Here is a 23,421-nt window from a genome sequence, read left to right as displayed (position 1 = left end):
TGGTCCCACCTGACCCCATGCCGAACTCAGAAGTGAAACGCCGTAGCGCCGATGGTAGTGTGGGGTCTCCCCATGTGAGAGTAGGGAACTGCCAGGCATCAATCAAGAAGAACCCCGTACCGTAAGGTGCGGGGTTTTTTGCTTTGTACGTTCTGAAAAGTCGGGTGGTGGCCCAGCTTTACCCGCCCTACATGCTCTCCCTCCTTGAAACTTTCTCACCTTTCGCTTGCAGACTCGACATTAACCCCGTTTCTGGGTATCGTTAGCTGTCTGGATGTCTAAACGTTTATACGTATGCTGTGAGGATTTAAGGTTATGCCGATTCGGGTGCAGGACGAGCTACCAGCCGTCAATTTCTTGCGTGAAGAGAATGTCTTCGTAATGACAACTTCGCGTGCTTCTGGTCAGGAAATTCGCCCGCTGAAGGTGCTGATCCTTAATCTGATGCCAAAGAAGATCGAAACGGAGAACCAGTTCCTGCGTTTGCTCTCCAACTCTCCGCTTCAGGTTGATATCCAGCTGCTGCGCATTGACGCGCGTGAGTCACGCAACACGCCTGCTGAGCATCTGAATAACTTCTACTGTAATTTTGAAGATATTCGCGATGAGAATTTCGATGGACTGATCGTCACCGGCGCACCGCTGGGTCTGGTGGAATTTAATGACGTTGCCTACTGGCCACAGATCAGGCAGGTGCTGGAGTGGGCAAAAGATCACGTCACGTCCACCTTGTTTGTCTGTTGGGCGGTACAGGCCGCGCTGAATATCCTCTATGGCATTCCCAAGCAAACCCGCAGCGACAAACTTTCTGGCGTATACGAACACCACATTCTTCACCCGCATGCGCTGCTGACGCGTGGTTTCGATGACACTTTCCTGGCCCCGCATTCTCGCTACGCCGATTTTCCGGCACAGCTGATCCGCGATTACACCGACCTGGAAATCCTGGCCGAAACGGAAGACGGCGATGCCTACCTGTTCGCCAGTAAAGACAAACGCATCGCGTTCGTTACCGGCCATCCTGAGTACGATCCGCATACCCTCGCCTCAGAGTATTTTCGTGACGTTGAAGCGGGTCTGAATCCGGATGTCCCGTACAACTATTTCCCGAAAAATGATCCGCAAAACACGCCTCGGGCAACCTGGCGTAGCCACGGAAATTTGCTGTTTACCAACTGGCTCAACTATTACGTCTACCAGATTACACCGTACGATCTGCGCCACATGAATCCGACGCTGGAGTAATCGTCTGCATTAAACGATCCTAAAGCGTTTCAGCTATTCAGATCAGGCACCTTCGGGTGCCTTTTTTATTTCCGAAATCCAACTCAACATCGAAGAAAACTTTAATTCCATATTAATCATACAGTTGTGATTAGATATAAATTAAAATGGAAATTGTTTTTGATTTTGGGAAAATTATAGATAGTCTTAATTCTGCTGAGCGAAAACTACACAACGATCTTTCGCTCGCGTCGGGGGCGTGATTTTGGATCTTTGATGAGGAGCAGAACGATGACTCAACAGGCAACAACGGTCGATGAACTGACCTTTACCCAGCCGAATGGTGAACAAGAACAGCAAGTTTTGACGGCAGAAGCGGTAGAGTTTCTGACTGAACTGGTGACTCGCTTTACGCCACAGCGTAATAAACTGCTGGCGGCGCGCATTCATCAACAGCAGGAGATCGATAACGGCAAGTTGCCAGGGTTTATTTCGGAAACCGCTTCCATTCGTCATGGTGAATGGAAAATCCGCGGAATCCCTGAAGATTTACAGGATCGTCGCGTAGAGATCACCGGTCCGGTAGAGCGCAAAATGGTGATCAACGCCATGAATGCCAACGTCAAAGTATTTATGGCGGACTTCGAAGATTCCCTCGCGCCGGACTGGCAGAAAGTTATCGACGGGCAGATCAACCTGCGCGACGCCGTCAACGGCACCATCAGCTATACCAACGAAGCCGGTAAAATTTACCAGCTCAAACCGAATCCGGCGGTGCTGATCTGCCGCGTACGCGGTCTGCATTTGCCAGAAAAACACGTCACCTGGCGCGGAGAAGCGATTCCGGGCAGCCTGTTCGACTTTGCGCTGTACTTCTTTCACAACTATAAAAACCTGCTGGCGAAAGGCAGCGGCCCCTATTTCTATCTGCCGAAAACCCAGTCCTGGCAGGAAGCGGCGTGGTGGAGTGAAGTTTTCAGCTACGCAGAAGACCGCTTTGGCCTGCCGCGCGGCACCATTAAGGCCACGCTGCTGATTGAAACCCTGCCTGCCGTATTCCAGATGCATGAGATCCTCCATGCGCTGCGTGACCATATTGTGGGCCTGAACTGCGGCCGTTGGGATTACATCTTCAGCTACATCAAAACCCTGAAAAACCATGCCGACCGGGTATTGCCGGATCGTCAGGTTGTCACCATGGATAAACCGTTCCTCAGCGCCTACTCGCGCCTGCTGATTAAGACCTGCCACAAACGCGGCGCCTTTGCGATGGGCGGTATGGCGGCGTTTATCCCGAGCAAAGATGCAGAGCGTAACAATCAGGTGCTCAACAAGGTGAAAGCCGATAAAGAGCTGGAAGCCCGTAATGGCCACGACGGGACGTGGATTGCCCATCCTGGTCTGGCCGATACGGCGATGGAAGTCTTTAACCGCGTACTCGGCGACAACAAAAACCAGCTGTTTGTCACCCGTGAAGACGATGCGCCAATCGCAGAAGAACAGTTGCTGGCGCCGTGTGCGGGCGAACGCACGGAAGAGGGAATGCGCGCCAACATTCGCGTCGCCGTGCAGTACATCGAGGCATGGATCTCAGGCAACGGCTGCGTGCCGATCTACGGCCTGATGGAAGATGCCGCCACGGCGGAAATTTCACGTACCTCCATCTGGCAGTGGATCCATCATCAAAAAACGCTCAGCAACGGCAAACCGGTAACCAAAGCCCTGTTCCGTCAGATGCTGGCCGAAGAGATGCGGGTCATCCAGGACGAACTGGGCGAGCACCGCTTCAGCAGTGGGCGTTTTGACGATGCCGCACGTCTGATGGAGCAAATCACCACCTCTGATGACTTAATCGACTTCCTGACCCTGCCGGGCTACCGCTTCCTGGCGTAATTCACCACATAACAATATGGAGCATCTGCACATGAAAACCCGTACCCAACAGATCGAAGAGTTACAAAAAGAGTGGACCCAACCGCGCTGGGAAGGCATTCGCCGTCCGTACAGCGCAGAGGAAGTGGTGAAGTTACGCGGCTCGGTTAACCCTGAATGTACGCTGGCGCAGAACGGCGCGGGGAAAATGTGGGATCTGCTGCATGGGGGGTCTAAAAAAGGCTATATCAACAGCCTCGGCGCGCTGACCGGCGGTCAGGCATTGCAGCAGGCGAAGGCCGGCATTGAGGCTATCTATCTTTCCGGCTGGCAGGTCGCGGCGGATGCTAACCTGGCCGCCAGCATGTATCCGGATCAATCTCTTTATCCGGCGAACTCGGTGCCGTCAGTGGTGGATCGGATCAACAATACCTTCCGCCGTGCGGATCAGATCCAGTGGGCCGCGGGTATCGAACCCCACGATCCGCGTTTTATCGACTATTTCCTGCCGATCGTCGCCGATGCGGAAGCCGGTTTCGGCGGCGTGCTGAACGCCTTTGAGCTGATGAAATCCATGATTGAGGCCGGTGCAGCGGCCGTTCACTTTGAAGATCAGCTGGCGTCGGTGAAGAAGTGCGGGCATATGGGCGGGAAAGTGCTGGTGCCAACCCAGGAAGCGATCCAGAAGCTGGTTGCCGCGCGTCTGGCTGCTGACGTGCTCGGCGTGCCGACGCTGGTGATTGCCCGTACCGATGCGGACGCGGCGGACCTGATCACCTCTGACTGCGACCCGTATGACAGCGAATTCATTACCGGCGAACGTACCAGCGAAGGGTTCTATCGCACACATGCCGGTATTGAACAGGCGATCAGCCGCGGCCTGGCGTATGCCCCTTACGCCGACCTGGTCTGGTGTGAAACCTCCACGCCGGATCTGGCGCTGGCGAAGCGCTTTGCCGATGCGATTCATGCGAAGTATCCGGGCAAGCTGCTGGCCTATAACTGTTCGCCGTCCTTCAACTGGCAAAAGAATCTGGACGATACGACCATCGCCAGCTTCCAGCAGCAATTGTCAGATATGGGCTACAAGTACCAGTTCATCACTCTGGCGGGTATCCACAGCATGTGGTTCAACATGTTCGACCTGGCGCACGCCTACGCGCAGGGCGAAGGCATGAAGCACTATGTTGAGAAGGTTCAGCAGCCAGAATTTGCGGCGGGCAAAGAAGGATATACCTTCGTTTCGCACCAGCAGGAAGTGGGAACCGGCTACTTCGATAGTGTGACCACGATTATTCAGGGCGGGGCCTCCTCCGTCACGGCATTAACGGGCTCGACGGAAGAAGCACAGTTCTAATCTTTTCCCCCTCTCCCCCCTCGGGGAGAGGGTTGGGGTGAGGGGGAATATATGTCGCGTGGTCTGGAATTACTGATTGCCCAAACTATTTTGCAGGGCTTCGATGCCCAGTATGGCCGCTTTCTGGAAGTCACCTCCGGCGCGCAACAGCGTTTTGAGCACGCCGACTGGCATGCGGTTCAGCAGGCCATGAAGCAGCGTATCCATCTTTATGATCACCACGTAGGTCTGGTGGTGGAGCAACTGCGCTGTATCACCGACGGTAAAAGCCCGGATGCGGATTTTTTACTGCGCGTGAAAGAGCATTACACCCATCTGTTACCCGACTACCCGCGCTTCGAGATTGCGGAGAGCTTTTTCAACTCCGTCTATTGCCGGTTATTTGACCACCGCTCATTATCTCCTGAGCGGTTATTTATCTTCAGCTCCCAGCCGGAGCGCCGCTTCCGTACCATTCCGCGTCCGCTGGCGAAAGATTTCTTTCCCGATCGCGGCTGGGAAAAGCTCCTGCACCGCGTCTTAACGGATTTGCCGCTGCGCCTGCCGTGGGAGAATAAACCCCGGGATATCGGCTATATCTACGCATATCTCAGTGAAACCTTCGGCGAGGCGGTGCTCAGCCGCAGCCATTTGCAGGTTGCCAACGAGCTTTTCTACCGGAATAAGGCCGCCTGGCTGGTGGGCAAACTGGTTACGCCGACAGCTATCGTGCCGTTTCTGCTGCCGATTCACCGTACCGACGACGGGGAACTGTTTGTCGATACCTGCCTGACCACCGGCGCCGAGGCCAGCATCGTATTTGGCTTCGCCCGTTCCTATTTCATGGTCTATGCCCCACTGCCTGCCGCCCTGGTGGAGTGGCTGCGCGAGATCCTGCCGGGCAAAACCACCGCCGAGCTGTATATGGCGATTGGCTGTCAGAAGCATGCCAAAACGGAAAGTTATCGGGAATACCTGCGTTATGTCACCACGGCTGATGAGCAGTTTATCGAAGCGCCGGGTATACGCGGCATGGTGATGCTGGTTTTCACACTGCCGGGCTTCGACCGCGTGTTTAAGGTGATTAAGGATAAATTCGCCCCGCAGAAAGAGATGACCGCCGCTCACGTCCGCGCCTGCTATCAGCTGGTTAAAGAGCACGATCGCGTCGGGCGGATGGCGGATACCCAGGAGTTTGAAAACTTTGTGCTGGATAAGCAGCAGATCGATCCGGCGCTGATGTCGCTGCTAATGCAGGAAGCGCCGACGAAAATTACCGATCTTGGCGATAAGATTGCGATTAGCCATCTCTATATCGAACGCCGGATGGTGCCGCTAAATATCTGGCTGGAGCAATCCGAAGGCCAGGCTTTACGAGACGCCATTGAAGAGTACGGCAATGCGATTCGCCAGCTCGCCGCCGCCAATATTTTCCCCGGCGACATGCTGTTTAAAAACTTCGGCGTCACCCGTCACGGGCGGGTGGTGTTCTACGATTACGATGAAATTTGCTACATGACCGAGGTGAACTTCCGCGATATCCCGCCGCCGCGCTACCCGGAAGATGAACTGTCCAGCGAGCCGTGGTACAGCGTATCGCCGGGCGATGTGTTTCCGGAGGAGTTTCGCCACTGGCTTTGTGCCGACCCGCGCATCGGGCCGCTATTCGAAGAGATGCATGCCGATCTGTTCCGCGCCAGCTACTGGCGCGGGCTGCAAACGCGGATCAAAAATGGGCACGTGGAAGATGTCTATGCTTACCGCCGCAAGCAGCGGTTTTGCATCCGCTTTTCTCCCTCTCCCTGTGGGAGAGGGCCGGGGTGAGGGCATCAGGCGGCAATGCACGTTTAACGAATCCCACCATACGCCAGCGTCACCTCTTTCGCGGCCTTAATCACCATCGCGCCCAGCTCGGTGACGCGGTCGTCGGTCATACGTGAAATCGGCCCGGAGATGGAGATGGCGGCAAACGGCTCGCGGTGCTCGTCAAAAATACAGGATGCCAGGCAGCGCAGGCCCAGCGCATGCTCCTCATCATCAAACGAATAGCCGCGCTTGCGGGTCAGGGCTAGATCTTCTTTCAGATGCACGGGCGACACCAGCGTGGCGTGAGTATAGGCGTGCAGCCCTTTACGGTGCAGCAGCCCCGTTACCTGCTCTTCGCTCAGCTGCGAGAGAAACGCTTTCCCTGCGCCAGAGGCGTGCATCGGCAGCTTGCCGCCAATCGGTGCGGACATGCGCATCAGCTGTGTACACTGCACCTGGTCGATGATAATCGCCTGGTGATCGCTCTGATCCAGCACGGCCAGGTTTACCGTCTCGCCGGACTCCTCCATCAGCTTGCGCAGAATCGGGTGGACAATCGCCAGCAGGTTGCGGCTTTGCAGGAAGCTGCTGCCGACAATAAATGCATGCGCCCCCACCGCCCAGTGTCCCAGCTCGCCCACCTGACGCACGAAGCCCAGCTGCTGCATGGTGGTCAGCAGACGGTGCGTGGTGGAGTTCGGCAGGCCAGCCTGCTGCGCCAGCTCCGTCAGGGCCACGCTACCATGCGATTCGGCTATCCATTCCAGCAGCTTCAGGCCGCGCGTCAGGGATTGAACCTGTCCGCCAGGTTGTGCAGCGGTGGTTGCAGCAGGTTTTCTGCCGCGTTTAGCGGGAACGGTCGTAACCATGACGAACTCCTTTTTCTGTATCGTGGAAATCATTTTCGTTTTATTTGGTGGTTTTGCAACCGCTTTCCTGACTGATCGGAGGAGTGATAGTGAACATGTCTCATGTTACCGCTGTGTGACTTTTCGACCCTGCGAGATTATGCCAGTATGGAACGCAGCCTTTTGGCCATGTTGAGCGTTGTCGGGAGCAAGTGTGAGCAGCAAAGTAGAGCAACTGCGTGCGCAGTTAAATGAACGAATTCTGGTGCTGGACGGCGGCATGGGCACCATGATCCAGGGCTATCGTCTGAGTGAAGACGATTTCCGCGGCGAGCGCTTTGCCGACTGGCCTTGTGACCTGAAAGGGAACAATGACCTGCTGGTGTTAAGCAAACCGTCAGTTATCAGGGATATCCACAACGCTTACTTCGAAGCGGGTGCGGATATTGTAGAAACCAACACCTTCAACTCGACAACCATCGCCATGGCGGATTACCAGATGGAATCCCTGTCGGCGGAGATCAACTTTGAAGCGGCGAAGCTGGCGCGCGCCTGCGCCGACGAATGGACGGTCCGTACGCCGGACAAGCCGCGCTACGTGGCCGGGGTGCTTGGCCCGACCAACCGCACCGCGTCGATTTCTCCGGACGTCAACGACCCGGCGTTTCGGAACATCACGTTTGACCAGCTGGTGGCCGCGTATCGTGAGTCCACTAAAGCGCTGGTGGAAGGCGGCTCCGACCTGATCCTGATTGAAACCGTATTCGACACCCTCAACGCCAAAGCGGCAATTTACGCGGTGAAAGAGGAGTTCGAGGCGCTGGGCGTCGACCTGCCGATCATGATTTCCGGCACCATCACCGATGCCTCGGGGCGCACGCTTTCCGGCCAGACAACCGAAGCGTTTTATAACTCCCTGCGCCACGCCGACGCGCTCTCCTTCGGCCTGAACTGCGCGCTGGGGCCGGACGAGCTGCGCCAGTACGTGCAGGAGCTTTCGCGCATCGCAGAGTGCTACGTCACCGCCCACCCGAACGCCGGTCTGCCGAACGCGTTTGGTGAGTACGATCTGGATGCCGACACCATGGCGGCGCAAATCCGCGAATGGGCCGAATCTGGTTTCCTCAACATCGTCGGCGGCTGCTGCGGCACCACGCCTGAGCATATCGCCGCCATGAGCCGCGCCGTCGCCGGGCTTCCACCGCGCAAGCTACCCGAGCTTCCGGTAGCCTGTCGTCTGTCCGGCCTGGAGCCGTTGACCATTGGCGACGACAGCCTGTTTGTGAACGTGGGTGAACGTACTAACGTTACCGGTTCTGCGAAGTTCAAGCGCCTGATCAAAGAAGAGAAGTACAGCGAAGCGCTGGACGTTGCCCGCCAGCAGGTGGAAAGCGGCGCGCAGATTATCGATATCAACATGGACGAGGGGATGCTCGACGCCGAAGCGGCAATGGTGCGTTTCCTCAATCTGATTGCCGGTGAGCCGGATATCGCCCGCGTGCCGATCATGATTGACTCTTCCAAATGGGAAGTCATCGAAAAAGGGCTGAAGTGCATTCAGGGCAAAGGCATCGTTAACTCCATCTCGATGAAAGAGGGCGTCGATACCTTTATCCACCACGCGAAGCTGGTCCGTCGCTACGGAGCCGCCGTGGTGGTGATGGCCTTCGATGAAGTGGGCCAGGCCGATACCCGCGAGCGCAAGATTGAGATTTGCCGCCGCGCGTACAAAATTTTGACCGAAGAGGTGGGCTTCCCGCCGGAAGACATCATCTTCGACCCGAACATCTTCGCCGTCGCGACCGGCATCGAAGAGCACAACAACTACGCCCAGGACTTTATCGGCGCGTGTGAAGACATTAAACGCGAGCTACCGCATGCGCTGATCTCCGGCGGCGTGTCAAACGTGTCGTTCTCGTTCCGCGGCAACGACCCGGTGCGTGAGGCGATCCACGCCGTATTCCTCTACTACGCCATCCGCAACGGGATGGACATGGGGATCGTCAACGCCGGCCAGCTGGCAATTTACGACGATCTGCCAGCCGAGCTGCGCGACGCCGTAGAAGACGTGATCCTCAATCGTCGTGACGACGCCACCGAACGCATGCTGGATCTGGCGGAAAAATACCGCGGCAGTAAATCTGACGAATCAGCCAACGTTCAACAGGCCGAATGGCGCTCCTGGGATGTGAATAAGCGTCTGGAATACTCGCTGGTAAAAGGCATTACCGAGTTTATCGAGCAGGATACCGAGGAAGCGCGTCAGCAGGCCGCCCGTCCGATTGAAGTGATCGAAGGGCCGCTGATGGACGGCATGAACGTGGTCGGCGATCTGTTCGGCGAGGGCAAAATGTTCCTGCCGCAGGTGGTGAAATCCGCCCGCGTCATGAAGCAGGCGGTGGCGTATCTGGAACCCTTTATCGAAGCCAGCAAAGAGAAGGGCTCCAGTAACGGTAAAATGGTCATCGCCACCGTGAAGGGCGACGTACACGACATCGGCAAAAACATCGTTGGCGTGGTGTTGCAGTGTAATAACTACGAAATTATCGATCTTGGCGTGATGGTCCCGGCGGATAAAATCCTCAGGACCGCGCGCGAAGTGAATGCGGATCTGATTGGTCTTTCCGGGCTGATTACGCCTTCGCTTGACGAAATGGTCAACGTGGCAAAAGAGATGGAGCGCCAGGGCTTTACCATTCCACTGCTGATTGGCGGGGCAACCACCTCGAAAGCCCACACGGCGGTGAAAATCGAGCAGAACTACAGTGGGCCGACGGTGTATGTTCAAAACGCCTCGCGCACTGTGGGCGTGGTCTCCGCGCTGCTGTCCGACACCCAGCGCGATGAATTTGTCGCCCGCACCCGCAAAGAGTATGAAACCGTCCGCATTCAGCATGGACGTAAGAAACCGCGCACGCCGCCGGTTTCGCTTCAGGCGGCGCGCGATAACGATCTGGCGTTCGACTGGTCCAGCTTTACGCCGCCGGTCGCACACCGTCTGGGCGTGCAGGACGTGACGGCCAGCATCGAAACGCTGCGTAACTACATCGACTGGACGCCGTTCTTCATGACCTGGTCGCTGGCGGGCAAATATCCGCGCATTCTTGAAGATGAGGTGGTGGGCGAAGAGGCGAAGCGCCTGTTTAAAGATGCTAACGACATGCTCGACAGGCTGAGCGCAGAGAAAGCCCTCAACCCGCGCGGCGTGGTGGGGCTGTTCCCGGCGAACCGCGTGGGCGACGACGTGGAAATCTACCGCGATGAAACCCGCACCCACGTGCTGGCCGTGAGCCACCACCTGCGCCAGCAAACCGAGAAAGTGGGCTTTGCCAACTACTGCCTGGCGGATTTCGTCGCACCGAAACTCTCCGGTAAAGCTGACTATATCGGCGCGTTTGCCGTAACCGGCGGTCTGGAAGAAGACGCGCTGGCGGATGCGTACGACGCGCAGCACGATGATTACAACAAAATCATGGTGAAAGCGATCGCCGACCGCCTGGCGGAAGCCTTTGCTGAGTACCTCCACGAGCGCGTACGTAAGGTGTACTGGGGCTACGCGGCGAATGAGAACCTCAGCAACGAGGAGCTGATCCGCGAAAACTACCAGGGCATTCGTCCGGCGCCGGGGTATCCGGCCTGCCCGGAACACACCGAGAAGGGCACTATCTGGAAATTGCTGGACGTCGAAGCGCATACGGGCATGAAACTTACCGAGTCGTTCGCCATGTGGCCGGGCGCGTCCGTATCCGGCTGGTATTTCAGCCACCCGGACAGTAAGTACTTCGCCGTGGCGCAGCTTCAGCGCGATCAGATTGAGGATTACGCCCTGCGTAAAGGCATGAGCGTGTCAGAGGTGGAACGCTGGCTGGCGCCGAATTTGGGCTACGACGCAGACTAACGTCACTTTTCCTTACAACAAACAGGGCACCTCAACGGTGCCCTGTCTCTTTCTTACGTTTAAACCCTTATACTGAACCTCAGGAAAACGAATAACGATAAGGAGGAATGCCTACCGTGTTGACGTTGTTACACCTGCTCTCCGCAGTCGCACTGCTGGTATGGGGCACTCATATCGTTCGGACCGGCGTGATGCGCGTGTTTGGCGCACGTTTACGTACCGTTCTCAGCGGCAGCGTTGAGAAGAAGCCGCTCGCTTTCTGCGCAGGTATTGGCGTCACGGCGCTGGTGCAAAGCAGCAACGCCACCACCATGCTCGTCACCTCGTTCGTGGCGCAGGATCTGGTGGCGCTCGCCCCGGCGCTGGTGATTGTCCTTGGCGCCGACGTCGGTACCGCGCTGATGGCGCGTATCCTGACGTTCGATCTCTCCTGGCTGTCGCCACTGCTGATTTTTATCGGCGTCATTTTTTTCCTCGGCCGTAAGCAAAGCCGTGCCGGGCAGCTTGGCCGCGTCGGTATTGGCCTCGGGCTGATCCTGCTGGCACTGGAGCTGATTGTGCAGGCTGTCACGCCGATCACCCAGGCCAACGGTGTGCAGGTCATCTTCGCCTCGTTAACCGGCGATATTATGCTGGATGCGCTGATCGGCGCGGTATTCGCCATCGTCAGCTACTCCAGCCTGGCAGCGGTCCTGCTGACGGCGACCTTAACCGCCGCAGGGGTAATTTCCTTCCCGGTGGCGCTGTGCCTGGTGATCGGTGCCAACCTCGGCTCTGGCCTGCTGGCGATGCTCAACAACAGCGCCGCCAACGCTGCCGCCCGCCGGGTGGCGCTGGGGAGTTTACTGTTTAAGCTGGTGGGTAGCCTGATCATTCTGCCGTTTGTGCACCCGCTGGCGAACCTGATGGATAATCTCTCTCTGCCGAAAGCGGAGCTGGTGATCTACTTCCACGTCTTCTACAACCTGGTGCGCTGTCTGGCGATGGTGCCGTTTGCCGCGCCGATGGCCCGCTTCTGCGAGCGGCTTATTCGTGATGAACCGGAGCTGGACGCGCGCCTTAAACCGAAGCATCTGGACACCTCGGTGCTGGATACTCCTGCGCTGGCAATCGCCAATGCCGCCCGCGAAACGCTGCGCATGGGCGACGCGATGGAAACCATGCTGGAAGGGCTGCAAAAGGTGATGCACGGCGAGCCGCGCGAAGAAAAAGAGCTGCGCAGGCTGGCGGACGATATCAACGTGCTGTATACCGCCATCAAGCTCTATCTGGCGCGGATCCCCCAGGACGAGCTGGCGGAAGAGGAGTCGCGCCGCTGGGCGGAAATCATCGAGATGTCGCTTAACCTGGAGCAGGCTTCGGATATTGTCGAGCGTATGGGCAGTGAAATCGCAGACAAATCCCTGGCCGCACGCCGGGCGTTTTCTGTTGAAGGGCTGAAAGAGCTGGAAGCGCTGCACGAACAGCTGGTCAGCAACCTGAAGCTGGCGATGTCGGTCTTCTTCTCCAGCGACGTGCCAAGCGCGCGCCGCCTGCGCCGCAATAAGCATCGTTTCCGCATCCTTAATCGCCGCTACTCACACGCCCACGTTGAGCGTCTGCACCAGCAGAACGTGCAGAGTATCGAGACCAGCTCACTCCACCTGGGACTGCTGGGCGATATGAAGCGCCTGAACTCGTTGTTCTGTGCGGTGGCGTACAGCGTGATGGAGCAGCCGGATGAAGACGATGAGCGGGATGAGTATTAATCCCCAGAGGGTTTGATTGTTAACCCAAGGCCCAATGCTTTCATGACCGCCAGCGTGGTTTTGAGCGTTGGGTTCCCCTTATCACTGAATGATCGATACAGTTGTTCTCGTGACAGGCCCGTTTGCTGGGAAATGGTCGACATCCCTTTCGCTCGGGCGATGACGCCCAGCGCTTTAGCAATGTACGCTGAGTCACCCGTCTCTAATGCATCAGCCATAAACACAGCGATTTCCTCGTCATCCAGCAGTGCGTTGGCTGGATCGTAGGGTGTTAATTTATGCATGCTCATTCACTCCTGCCATTGGGATACATTGCTCAGCATTTTTGCCATAAGTATGTCTCTGGCCTGGCTGCTTTTGTCACCACCACATAACAGCACGATGATGCTATTGCCCTGGTCCTTAAAATAGATCCTGTAGCCCGGGCCAAAGTGGATCCTCAGTTCACTGATACCTTCCCCCACGGGTCTAATGTCGCCCGCTAAGCCATTTGCCAGCCTAAAGAGGCGGGAAGCGATAATCGTCTTTGCCCGCCTGTCCTTTAAATTTTGCTCCCAGCGTCGGAAGGATTCTGTCTGAACGATCTCCTTCATATTACTCCCTGTGATTTATAAACTACAAGCAATTGTCTCTGGAGAGTAAAGCTAAAAGGAGTTAGCCCAAGGATAAATAGCCTGACGCTAAATCCTGAAAGCGTCTCGCAAACTAAAAAACCCGTCTCAGTTACCGTCGGCTAATCTTTTTTTCCAGCCCAAACCTAAGGTATATTTCGCCCTTCACAGGAGAAACTATGCTGCCAACTCAATCAACCCGATTAAACAAATACATTAGCGAGAGCGGGATCTGCTCACGTCGCGAGGCTGACCGTTACATTGAACAGGGTAACGTGTTTCTTAACGGCAAACGCGCCACCATTGGCGATCAGGTAGTGCCTGGCGATGTGGTGAAAGTGAATGGTCAGGTCATCGAACCGCGTGATGCCGAAGACCTGGTGTTTATCGCGTTGAACAAGCCGGTTGGGATTGTCAGCACTACGGAAGATGGCGAGCGGGACAACATTGTTGATTTCGTGAACCACAGCAGCCGTATCTTCCCGATTGGTCGCCTGGATAAGGACTCTCAGGGGTTAATTTTCCTGACTAATCACGGCGATCTGGTGAACAAAATTCTGCGTGCCGGTAACGACCATGAGAAAGAGTACATTGTTACGGTGAACAAGCCGGTCACGGACGAGTTCATCCGGGGAATGGGCGCAGGCGTGCCGATTCTGGGCACCGTGACGAAGAAGTGTAAAGTCAGAAAAGAGGCGCCGTTTGCGTTTCGTATCACGCTGGTGCAGGGCCTGAATCGCCAGATCCGCCGCATGTGCGAGTACTTCGGTTATGAAGTGACGAAGCTGGAACGCACGCGCATCATGAACGTCAGCCTGTCTGGGATCCCGCTGGGCGAGTGGCGTGACTTAACGGATGACGAGCTGATCGAGCTGTTCAAACTTATCGAGAACTCCTCGTCCGAAGCGAAGCCGAAAGCTAAAGCCAAACCGAAAACGCAGGCGATTAAGCGTCCGGTGGTGAAGGCACCGCAGGCGGAAGAGAAAGGGCGGGGCAAGCCGGGCAACGGAAAACGCTTTACCCAGCCGGGGCGCAAAAAGAAAGGGCGCTGATTAGCGCCTTCCACGGGTTGATGTGCTGGCGGACCAGGAAAAAGTCGCCTCTGCATCGGGTTTATAAGCCTGCTCTTTTTTCAGCTTGCGGGCTTTTTTCGCCGCGGCATCACGTTGCGCCATCAGTTTATCGATGTACTCTTTTTTAACCTGATTGGTTTCGGCGTTCGTCAGCGTGCGGCCATGCGCGATACGGGCGCGGTCGAGTAGCGTTTTCAGTTCGCGCTGCTCGGCTTCGGTCATGTCTTTCTGGGTCAAACGTGGTGTAGCCATTGCTGAAGCCTCCTGATGGGGAGGCTTCAGTGTAAAGCAAGCCGGGTCAATTAACCCTGTTTCACCGCATCTTTTTTCGGTTGGTCATCAATCGGCTTACCGGACCAGTATCCAGCTAACAGCGAACCGGACAGGTTGTGCCAGACAGAGAACAGCGCCCCCGGCAGCGCTGCCAGCGGTGAGAAGTAAATTTTACCCAGCGCCGCTGCCAGGCCGGAGTTCTGCATCCCCACTTCGATCGCCAGCGTGCGGCAGGTGGATTCGTCAAAGCCAAACAGCTTTCCGCCCCAGTAACCGCCCAGCAGACCAATAGTGTTATGCAGCACAACCGCGACGATCACCACAAAGCCCACCGAAGCAATGTGCGATGCGGAACCGGCTACCACGGCGCTGATAATGGCCAGTATGCAGACCATCGAAAACGCGGGCAGATACGGCTCAACCGCTTTCACCACCCGCGGGAAGAGATGGTGGATCACCAGCCCCAGCGCAATCGGGATCACCACGATTTGCAGGATGCTGAGCAGCATGCCCATCACGTCCACCTGGATATGCGCGTCCACATACAGGCGGGTTAACAGCGGCGTGGCAATCACACCCACCAGCGTGGAAACGGACGAGATGGTGACGGAGAGCGCCACGTCGCCTTTCGCCAGATAGATCATGACGTTAGATGCCGTACCGCTGGCTACGCTCCCCACCAGCACCATCCCGGCGGAAAGGTCGGGCGGCATCTTAAAGGCCATCGCCAGCAGCCAGGCCGCGAGCGGCATCACCAGGTAGTGCAGGAAAATCCCTGCGGCAACCGGTGCCGGGCGAGACAGCACGCGTTTGAAATCGTCAATTTTCAGATGCACGCCCATGCCGAACATAATCAGCATCAGCAGCGTGGTGACCCACGGACCAATGCCCGTGAACGTGGCAGGAGTGTAATACGCGAGTACAGAGAGCAGCAGCGCCCATAACGGGAACAGCCGGGTGATAGCGGAGAGCATAGTGAATTCCTTGCAGTATTGTCGTGTTGTTTTGTTATAAAAAAGCCGGGTCTGTGCCCGGCTTATTGATATTGTTTATCGTGCTAACGAATTTTATTCAAACAAATTCTGATGAAGTTTCTGCACGACCTGCTCGGCCTGATCGGCAGGGACCAGGAAGCAGAGGTTGTAGCTGGACGCGCCGTAGCAAATCATGCGGATATTGAACGGGTCGAGCACGCCGAACACCTCTTTGCCCACGCCACAGGCGCGCGACAGCTTATTACCGATGATGGCAACCAGCGCCAGATCTTCTTCCACCTCCACGCGGCACAACTCGGAAAGCTCAATCAGCAGCGACTGCGTCAGCAGGGTGTCGCCGGTAGAGGTGGAGCCGGTGGTGTCGAGCGTCAGCGCGATGCTGACTTCTGACGTGGTGATCAGGTCCACGGAGATATTGTGGCGCGCCAGGATGCCAAACACTTCCGCCAGAAATCCACGGGAGTGCAGCATATTATGGCTGTGCAGGGTAACCAGCGTCTGCTTACGACGCAGGGCCAGCGCGCGGAACAGCGGTGGGTTCTCGGTTTTCTTGCAGACCAGCGTCCCGCCCGCCTTTGGATCTTTACTGGAGCCAACGAAGACCGGAATGTCGCTGCGCACGGCGGGCAGCAGCGTGGCCGGGTGCAGCACTTTCGCGCCGAAAGTCGCCATTTCAGCCGCTTCTTCAAAGGCGATCACGTCAATACGTTTTGCCGCAGAGACCACGCGCGGGTCGGTGGTGTAGATACCCGGCACGTCCGTCCAGATATCCACGCGGGTGGCGTGCAGGGCTTCACCCAGCAGGGCGGCGGTGTAGTCGCTACCGCCACGGCCCAGCGTGGTTGTGCGCCCTTTGGCTTCGCTGCCGATAAAGCCCTGGGTGATCACTATGCCTTCATCCAGGCGCGGGGCAAGCTGCTGGTTAGTCAGCTCAGCCAGGGCTTCCACGTCCGGCTCGGCGCGGCCAAAGCGGTCGCTGGTGCGCATCACTTTACGCACGTCGAACCACTGCGCCTGAATATTGCGCTCGCGCATGATCTCAACGAACAGCAGGGTGGACATCAGTTCGCCGTGGCTGACCAGTTCATCGGTCAGTGCGCTGGAGGTGGCCAGCGACGCGGCTTCAGCCAGGGTGGTGATATTTTCCAGCAGGCGTTCCACTTCCTCACGAATGACGTTCGGGTTTTGCAGACGCTCGAGAATGTCGAACTGAATTTTGCGCAGTGCATCCAGCTTCACGAAACGCTCGGTCGCTTCCAGTCCTTCAGACAGGGAAACCAGCAGGTTCGTCACGCCGGCTGAGGCGGAAAGCACCACCAGGCGGGTATTCGGATCGGCCAGCACCACATCGGCGCTGCGGTTCATGGCATCGTAGTCTGCCACACTGGTGCCGCCAAACTTGGCGACCACAAAACTCGTCATAACAACCTCGTGTCAGGGAATGAATAGAGCGACCTTGGCACAAGAATGAAGCGAGAACAGGTGCAGGCGCAAAATACGGCCCTATAAATAAAATGCGGGGGAGGTCCTGTCAATGCTGGGATTATGCGGATTTTTCATGGGGGGGTACCCCTCAGAAACAGGACTTATAACAGGCCCATATTTTATGCTCCTTTTTCCCCCTTTTTGACCAACATTTCGCCACGCCGGAAGGGCGCGACAGCAGCTATACTTTTCGGGTCTTTTCACCTGCGTTTGATGCAGACCAGGGCAATGGCATAAAAACCATCACAATTTTTATTTGCAGGCGCTACAATCGACCGCAGTCACAATTCTCAAATCAGAAGAGTATTGCTATGAAAAACATCAACCCAACGCAGACCGCTGCATGGCAGGCACTACAGAAACATTTTGATGAAATGAAAGACGTCACTATCGCGGATCTGTTCGCGAAAGATGCCGATCGTTTCAGCAAGTTTTCCGCCACCTTCGATGACCTGATGCTGGTGGATTTCTCCAAGAACCGTATCACCGAAGAGACGCTGGCGAAGCTGCAAGATCTGGCGAAAGAGACTGAGCTGGCAGATGCCATCAAATCCATGTTCTCTGGTGAGAAAATCAACCGCACCGAAGACCGTGCCGTCCTGCACGTGGCCCTGCGTAACCGTAGCAATACGCCAATTATCGTTGACGGCAAAGATGTGATGCCGGAAGTGAACGCGGTGCTGGAAAAGATGAAAACCTTCTCTGAAGCGATCATCTCAGGTAGCTGGAAAGGCTACACCGGCAAAGCGATCACCGACGTCGTAAACATCGGTATCGGCGGCTCTGACCTCGGCCCGTTCATGGTGACCGAGGCGCTGCGCCCGTACAAAAACCACCTCAACATGCACTTCGTGTCCAACGTCGATGGGACTCACATCGCTGAAGTGCTGAAAAAGGTGAACCCGGAAACCACGCTGTTCCTGGTGGCGTCTAAAACCTTCACCACTCAGGAAACCATGACCAACGCCCACAGCGCGCGCGACTGGTTCCTGAAAACCGCGGGCGACGAAAAGCACGTGGCGAAACACTTTGCGGCGCTGTCCACCAACGGTAAAGCGGTGGGTGAGTTCGGTATTGATACCGCGAACATGTTTGAGTTCTGGGACTGGGTGGGCGGCCGCTACTCACTGTGGTCTGCGATCGGTCTGTCCATCATCCTGTCCGTGGGCTTCGACAACTTCGTTGAACTGCTCTCCGGCGCGCACGCGATGGACAAACACTTCTCCACCACCGCGCCTGAGAAAAACCTGCCGGTGCTGCTGGCGCTGATCGGGATCTGGTACAACAACTTCTTCGGCGCTGAAACCGAAGCGATTCTGCCGTACGACCAGTACATGCACCGCTTTGCGGCCTACTTCCAGCAGGGCAACATGGAATCCAACGGCAAGTACGTTGACCGTAACGGCAACGCGGTGGATTACCAGACTGGCCCAATCATCTGGGGCGAGCCGGGCACCAACGGCCAGCACGCGTTCTACCAGCTGATCCACCAGGGTACCAAAATGGTACCGTGCGATTTCATCGCCCCGGCGATTACGCACAACCCACTGTCCGACCACCATCCGAAGCTGCTGTCTAACTTCTTCGCCCAGACCGAAGCGCTGGCGTTCGGTAAATCCCGCGAGGTGGTTGAGCAGGAATACCGTGACCAGGGTAAAGATCCGGCTACGCTGGAGCACGTTGTGCCGTTTAAAGTGTTCGAAGGCAACCGTCCAACTAACTCCATTCTGCTGCGCGAAATCACGCCGTTCAGCCTGGGTGCGCTGATTGCCCTCTACGAGCACAAAATCTTCACTCAGGGCGCTATTCTGAACATCTTCACCTTTGACCAGTGGGGCGTTGAGCTGGGCAAACAGCTGGCAAACCGCATTCTGCCAGAGCTGGGTGACGATAAAGCGATCGACAGCCACGACAGCTCCACCAATGGTCTGATTAACCGTTATAAAGCCTGGCGTGCGTAATAAATATGTCATGAACAATGCCGGCGATATGCCGGCATTTTTTTATCGGATAATTCCTGATGTCTGTTAGTTTTCTCAAATTCTGAAGCTGAGTTTAATCCGAAAAAGACGGTAACCCCGTTAATTGCTGAGGTTTATTTTAAGAAAATACGGAGTGATGCTTTAATGTTCTTATATTATAAATGTTTGATTTATAGTGATTATATATTTCCTTGATTCTTTTTTCCTTCCATTTTTAACCATTAGTCTGAAAACCTTATCCCTATTTACCCCCACGGTAAACCCACTGCTTTAGTTGTGTATACTCGAATCCGCCTGAATTTCTTTTCGGGCAAATCTCCATTCATTCATTGAAGGGAAATTGTTATGAAGAAAGTACTGTATGGCATTTTTGCCATATCTGCGCTTGCGGCGACGTCTGTCTATGCAGCTCCGGTCCAGGTCGGGGAAGCAGCAGGGTCGGCAGCGACGTCTGCGTCTGCGGGGAGTTCTACCGCAGCCAGCACCAGCGCCGTAAGTTCAGCCGTGGGTGTCGCGCTGGCGGCAACCGGTGGCGGTGATGGCTCCAATACCGGAACCACGACCACTACGACGACCAGCACCCAGTAATAACGGGTGTTTTAATCATAACCACACTTCGGTGTGGTTATTTCGCCCCTTCGGAGAAGAGTCGTGAAGCGACCTGCAATCATCCTGATTTGCCTGCTGTTGCAGGCGTGCTCAGCTACCACCAAAGGGCTGGGCCACTCACTGTGGGACAGCATGTTCGGCACGCCGGGCGTGCATCTGACCGATGACGAACTTCAGAACATGCCGTATGCCAGCCAGTACATGCAGCTAAACGATGGTCCGCAACTGTTTGTGGTGCTCGCTTTCGATGAAAACGGGCAGCAGAAATGGGTGACGCAGGATCAGGCCACCATCGTGACACAGCATTCCCGCATCGTGAAAACGTTGCTCGGCGGCGACAACCTGCTTGAGGTGAACAACCTGGCTGAAGATCCGCTCATCAAGCCGAATCAGATCGTCGATGGCGCAAGCTGGACGCGCACGATGGGCTGGACCGAGCATAAACAGGTGCGCTACGCCACGGCCCGCTCCACCTTCCGCTGGGACGGTACGGACAGTGTCAAAGTGGGCAGCGACGAAACGCAGGTGCGCGTGCTGGATGAAGAAGTGACAACCGATCAGGCCACCTGGCATAACCGCTTCTGGGTGGACGAAGAGGGGCAAATCCGCCAGTCCTTACAGTATCTCGGTGCCGGTTTCTTCCCGGTGAAGGCCACCCTGATCAAGGCGGCGAAATCATGAAAATGTTCATCCACATTGCGCTTCTCGCCAGCCTGACCTCGCCGCTGGCGTGGTCTGCGGGAACGGTACAGGTCTACACCCCGGACAGCGAAAAACCTAAAACCTTAACCAATGCCGGGCATCTGCTCGATCTGGTGGGGCAGCCGAGGCTGGCGAAAAGCTGGTGGACCGGGGCGGTGATCAGCGAGCGTCAGGCGACGCTTGTAGCGGAACAAAAACATCAGGCGCTGCTCGCCCGACTAAGCGGGCTGGCACAACAGGAAGATACCGACGATGCCGCTGCCATTACTAGCCTGCGTCAGCAGCTTCAGGCGGTTAAGGTGACGGGGCGCCAGAAGGTGAATCTGGATCCGGATGAGGTGCGCGTTGCGGAAAACGGCAATCCGTCGCTGGAAGGGGACTATACCCTGTGGCTTCCGGCTCAGCCTTCCACCGTCACCATGATGGGGCTTCTCAGCAGCCCTGGCAAAAAGCCGTTTACGCCGGGCCGGGACGTGGCGAGCTATCTCGACGAGCAAAGTCTGCTCAGCGGAGCGGATAACAGCTATGCCTGGGTGGTCTATCCGGACGGGCATACGCAGAAAGCGCCAGTGGCTTACTGGAATAAACGCCATATCGAACCTATGCCAGGCAGCATCATTTTTGTCGGTTTTGCCGACCATTTCTGGACGAAAGCGTATGACGGGCTTAATGCCGATATCCTTCGCTCCCTGATACAGCGGATACCGGAATAATGAAAAAAACCTATCTCTACAGCATGCTTGCACTGTGCGTGAGTGCCGCCTGTCATGCAGAAACGTATCCGGCACCCATCGGCCCGTCGCAGTCCGATTTTGGCGGCGTGGGCTTACTGCAAACCCCAACCGCGCGTATGGCCCGCGAGGGGGAAATCAGCCTTAACTATCGCGATAACGATCAGTACCGTTACTACTCTGCGTCCGTGCAGCTGTTCCCCTGGCTGGAGACCACGCTGCGCTACACCGACGTGCGTACAAAACAGTACAGCAGCGTGGATGCCTTCTCCGGCGACCAGACCTACAAAGACAAAGCTTTCGACGTGAAGCTGCGCCTGTGGGAAGAGAGCTACTGGATGCCGCAGGTCTCCGTTGGTGCGAAGGATATCGGCGGGACCGGCCTGTTTGACGCGGAATACATCGTGGCCAGCAAAGCCTGGGGACCGTTTGATTTCTCACTCGGTCTGGGATGGGGCTATCTCGGCACCAGCGGCAACGTCAAAAATCCGTTCTGTACCTACAGCGATAAATACTGCTACCGCGATAACAGCTACCAGAAAGCGGGCTCCATCAACGGGGACCAGATGTTCCACGGCCCGGCCTCGCTGTTTGGTGGCGTGGAGTATCAAACACCGTGGCAGCCGTTACGTCTGAAGCTGGAGTACGAAGGAAACGACTACTCGCAGGACTTCGCCGGGAAAATTGAGCAAAAGAGCAAGTTTAACGTCGGCGCCATTTACCGCGTCACCGACTGGGCCGACGTTAACCTCAGCTATGAGCGCGGTAATACCCTGATGTTTGGCTTTACCCTGCGCACTAACTTTAACGACATGCGGCCGCACTACAATGACAACCCGCGGCCAAAATATCAGCCGGAGCCGCAGGATGCGATCATTCAGCACTCCGTGGTAGCGAACCAGCTGACGCTGCTGAAATATAACGCGGGCCTGGCGGATCCAAAGATCCAGACCAAAGGCGATACGCTGTACGTCACCGGCGAGCAGGTAAAATACCGCGACTCCCGCGAAGGGATCGAGCGCGCCAACCGGATCGTCATGAACGATCTGCCGGAGGGGATCCGCACGATCCGCGTGACGGAGAACCGCCTCAACCTGCCGCAGGTCACAACCGAAACCGATGTTGCCAGCCTTAAGCGTCATCTTGAAGGCGAACCGCTGGGACATGAAACCGAGCTGGTACAAAAACGCGTTGAGCCGGTGGTGCCAGAGAGCACCGAGCAGGGCTGGTATATCGATAAATCCCGCTTCGATTTCCATATCGATCCGGTGCTGAACCAGTCCGTGGGTGGGCCGGAAAACTTCTACATGTATCAGCTGGGGGCGATGGCGACGGCGGATCTGTGGGTGACCGACCACCTGTTGACCACCGGTAGTCTGTTCGGCAACATTGCTAACAACTACGACAAATTTAACTACACCAACCCGCCGAACGATTCAAAACTGCCGCGCGTGCGTACCCGCGTTCGCGAATATGTGCAGAACGATATCTACGTGAATAACCTCCAGGCCAACTACTTCCAGTACTTCGGCAACGGCTTCTACGGCCAGGTTTACGGTGGCTATCTGGAAACCATGTTCGGCGGCGCCGGGGCAGAAGTGCTTTATCGTCCTGTCGACAGCAACTGGGCGTTTGGGGTTGATGCCAACTACGTGAAACAGCGTGACTGGCGCAGCGCGCAGGACATGATGAAGTTCACCGACTACAGCGTCAAAACCGGCCACCTGACCGCCTACTGGACGCCGTCGTTCGCGCAGGACGTGCTGGTGAAAGCCAGCGTCGGCCAGTATCTGGCGGGTGATAAGGGCGGCACGCTGGATATCTCCAAACACTTCGACAGCGGCGTGGTGGTGGGCGGCTATGCCACCATCACCAACGTTTCGCCAGACGAGTACGGGGAAGGGGACTTCACCAAAGGGGTGTACGTGTCGATTCCGCTGGATCTGTTCTCATCAGGCCCAACCCGCAGCCGTGCGGCAGTGGGCTGGACGCCGCTGACGCGCGACGGCGGTCAGCAGCTTGGACGTAAATTCCAGCTGTATGATATGACCAGCGATAAGAACATTAACTTCCGCTGATGCTTATTTGCCCGGTGGCGCTGCGCTTACCGGGCCTACGAGAGTGTTTTTGTAGGCCGGGCAAACGCAGTGCCGCCCGGCAAGAATGTTCATCTGGACAAAACATAAACAAAAAATATAGATCCCCGTCACATTTTTGCGTTATACAGG

General features: G+C 56.4%; 18 protein-coding genes and 1 rRNA gene. 13 read left to right on the top strand and 6 right to left on the bottom strand.

What is annotated here, in order from left to right:
- The 5 genes from rrf to aceK all read left to right on the top strand — a co-directional run.
- Positions 1 to 97: ribosomal RNA gene (gene rrf / locus ACOTY5_RS21525) — 5S ribosomal RNA — on the top strand; the annotation flags it as partial.
- 218 nt (positions 98 to 315) lie between these two features.
- Positions 316 to 1,245: a homoserine O-acetyltransferase MetA gene (gene metA, locus ACOTY5_RS21520; protein ID WP_017382604.1), complete on the top strand. Its 930-nt coding sequence runs from the start codon at positions 316 to 318 to the stop codon at positions 1,243 to 1,245.
- A 270-nt stretch (positions 1,246 to 1,515) separates the two neighbouring features.
- Positions 1,516 to 3,117 carry a malate synthase A gene (gene aceB / locus ACOTY5_RS21515; RefSeq protein ID WP_023295752.1) on the top strand — a complete coding sequence of 534 codons (1,602 nt, stop codon included), beginning with the start codon at positions 1,516 to 1,518 and terminating at the stop codon, positions 3,115 to 3,117.
- A gap of 31 nt (positions 3,118 to 3,148) precedes the next feature.
- Positions 3,149 to 4,453: an isocitrate lyase gene (aceA, locus tag ACOTY5_RS21510; RefSeq protein ID WP_045141439.1), complete on the top strand. Its 1,305-nt coding sequence runs from the start codon at positions 3,149 to 3,151 to the stop codon at positions 4,451 to 4,453.
- Positions 4,454 to 4,504: 51 nt separating this feature from the next.
- A complete protein-coding gene (gene aceK / locus ACOTY5_RS21505) occupies positions 4,505 to 6,256 on the top strand; it encodes a bifunctional isocitrate dehydrogenase kinase/phosphatase (protein WP_045141438.1) in 1,752 nt (583 codons plus the stop codon).
- 23 nt (positions 6,257 to 6,279) lie between these two features.
- Here aceK and iclR read toward each other — a convergent pair whose 3' ends face one another.
- On the bottom strand, positions 6,280 to 7,107 hold the full coding sequence (iclR, locus tag ACOTY5_RS21500; protein ID WP_003860353.1) for a glyoxylate bypass operon transcriptional repressor IclR: 828 nt from the start codon (positions 7,105 to 7,107) through the stop codon (positions 6,280 to 6,282).
- A 193-nt stretch (positions 7,108 to 7,300) separates the two neighbouring features.
- Here iclR and metH point away from each other — a divergent pair, with 193 nt between their 5' ends.
- Positions 7,301 to 10,984, top strand: coding sequence for a methionine synthase (metH, locus tag ACOTY5_RS21495; protein WP_045141437.1), 3,684 nt, complete (start codon positions 7,301 to 7,303; stop codon positions 10,982 to 10,984).
- A 116-nt stretch (positions 10,985 to 11,100) separates the two neighbouring features.
- On the top strand, positions 11,101 to 12,732 hold the full coding sequence (locus ACOTY5_RS21490; protein ID WP_003860350.1) for a Na/Pi cotransporter family protein: 1,632 nt from the start codon (positions 11,101 to 11,103) through the stop codon (positions 12,730 to 12,732).
- Here ACOTY5_RS21490 and ACOTY5_RS21485 read toward each other — a convergent pair.
- Together ACOTY5_RS21485 and ACOTY5_RS21480 are read right to left on the bottom strand one after the other, a co-directional pair.
- The gene (locus tag ACOTY5_RS21485; RefSeq protein ID WP_023295755.1) at positions 12,729 to 13,016 is read right to left on the bottom strand and encodes an addiction module antidote protein; all 288 of its coding nucleotides are present in this window, start codon (positions 13,014 to 13,016) and stop codon (positions 12,729 to 12,731) included. The two genes, ACOTY5_RS21490 and ACOTY5_RS21485, sit on opposite strands and share 4 nt — an antisense overlap.
- A 6-nt stretch (positions 13,017 to 13,022) precedes the next feature.
- Entirely contained in the window at positions 13,023 to 13,325 is a 303-nt protein-coding gene (locus ACOTY5_RS21480; protein WP_015570164.1) for a type II toxin-antitoxin system RelE/ParE family toxin, read from the bottom strand.
- A gap of 197 nt (positions 13,326 to 13,522) precedes the next feature.
- Between ACOTY5_RS21480 and rluF the strand changes: the two genes are divergently transcribed.
- Positions 13,523 to 14,395: a 23S rRNA pseudouridine(2604) synthase RluF gene (gene rluF / locus ACOTY5_RS21475; protein ID WP_003860347.1), complete on the top strand. Its 873-nt coding sequence runs from the start codon at positions 13,523 to 13,525 to the stop codon at positions 14,393 to 14,395.
- Here the strand turns inward: rluF and ACOTY5_RS21470 are convergent, their stop codons facing one another.
- The 3 genes from ACOTY5_RS21470 to lysC form a co-directional block, all read right to left on the bottom strand.
- Positions 14,396 to 14,668 carry a DUF3811 domain-containing protein gene (locus ACOTY5_RS21470; protein ID WP_017382612.1) on the bottom strand — a complete coding sequence of 91 codons (273 nt, stop codon included), beginning with the start codon at positions 14,666 to 14,668 and terminating at the stop codon, positions 14,396 to 14,398. It lies immediately after the preceding gene.
- Positions 14,669 to 14,718: 50 nt separating this feature from the next.
- A complete protein-coding gene (panS, locus tag ACOTY5_RS21465; RefSeq protein ID WP_015570166.1) occupies positions 14,719 to 15,663 on the bottom strand; it encodes a ketopantoate/pantoate/pantothenate transporter PanS in 945 nt (314 codons plus the stop codon).
- A 93-nt stretch (positions 15,664 to 15,756) separates the two neighbouring features.
- Positions 15,757 to 17,106, bottom strand: a complete 1,350-nt coding sequence (lysC, locus tag ACOTY5_RS21460) for a lysine-sensitive aspartokinase 3 (protein ID WP_006810501.1) — start codon at positions 17,104 to 17,106, stop codon at positions 15,757 to 15,759.
- Positions 17,107 to 17,480: 374 nt separating this feature from the next.
- Here lysC and pgi point away from each other — a divergent pair, with 374 nt between their 5' ends.
- The 5 genes from pgi (at position 17,481) to ACOTY5_RS21435 (ending at position 23,271) form a co-directional block, all read left to right on the top strand.
- Positions 17,481 to 19,130 carry a glucose-6-phosphate isomerase gene (gene pgi / locus ACOTY5_RS21455; protein ID WP_003860343.1) on the top strand — a complete coding sequence of 550 codons (1,650 nt, stop codon included), beginning with the start codon at positions 17,481 to 17,483 and terminating at the stop codon, positions 19,128 to 19,130.
- Positions 19,131 to 19,496: 366 nt separating this feature from the next.
- Positions 19,497 to 19,739 carry an exopolysaccharide production protein YjbE gene (gene yjbE, locus ACOTY5_RS21450; protein ID WP_003860341.1) on the top strand — a complete coding sequence of 81 codons (243 nt, stop codon included), beginning with the start codon at positions 19,497 to 19,499 and terminating at the stop codon, positions 19,737 to 19,739.
- Between the two features lie 63 nt (positions 19,740 to 19,802).
- Complete coding sequence (locus tag ACOTY5_RS21445; protein WP_017382614.1) at positions 19,803 to 20,441, top strand: YjbF family lipoprotein; 639 nt, start codon at positions 19,803 to 19,805, stop codon at positions 20,439 to 20,441.
- Positions 20,438 to 21,175, top strand: coding sequence for a capsule biosynthesis GfcC D2 domain-containing protein (locus ACOTY5_RS21440; RefSeq protein WP_017382615.1), 738 nt, complete (start codon positions 20,438 to 20,440; stop codon positions 21,173 to 21,175). Before ACOTY5_RS21445 ends, ACOTY5_RS21440 begins: the two co-directional genes overlap by 4 nt.
- Positions 21,175 to 23,271 carry a YjbH domain-containing protein gene (locus tag ACOTY5_RS21435; RefSeq protein ID WP_017382616.1) on the top strand — a complete coding sequence of 699 codons (2,097 nt, stop codon included), beginning with the start codon at positions 21,175 to 21,177 and terminating at the stop codon, positions 23,269 to 23,271. Before ACOTY5_RS21440 ends, ACOTY5_RS21435 begins: the two co-directional genes overlap by 1 nt.
- Positions 23,272 to 23,421 lie beyond the last annotated feature (150 nt).

The sequence above is a fragment of the Enterobacter cloacae complex sp. SHL018 genome (genome assembly GCF_049237905.1).
GTDB classification, from domain to species: Bacteria; Pseudomonadota; Gammaproteobacteria; order Enterobacterales; family Enterobacteriaceae; genus Enterobacter; species Enterobacter hormaechei_C.
Note: the sequence above shows the minus strand (reverse complement) of the source record. Positions and strands in the feature narration are given on the sequence as shown.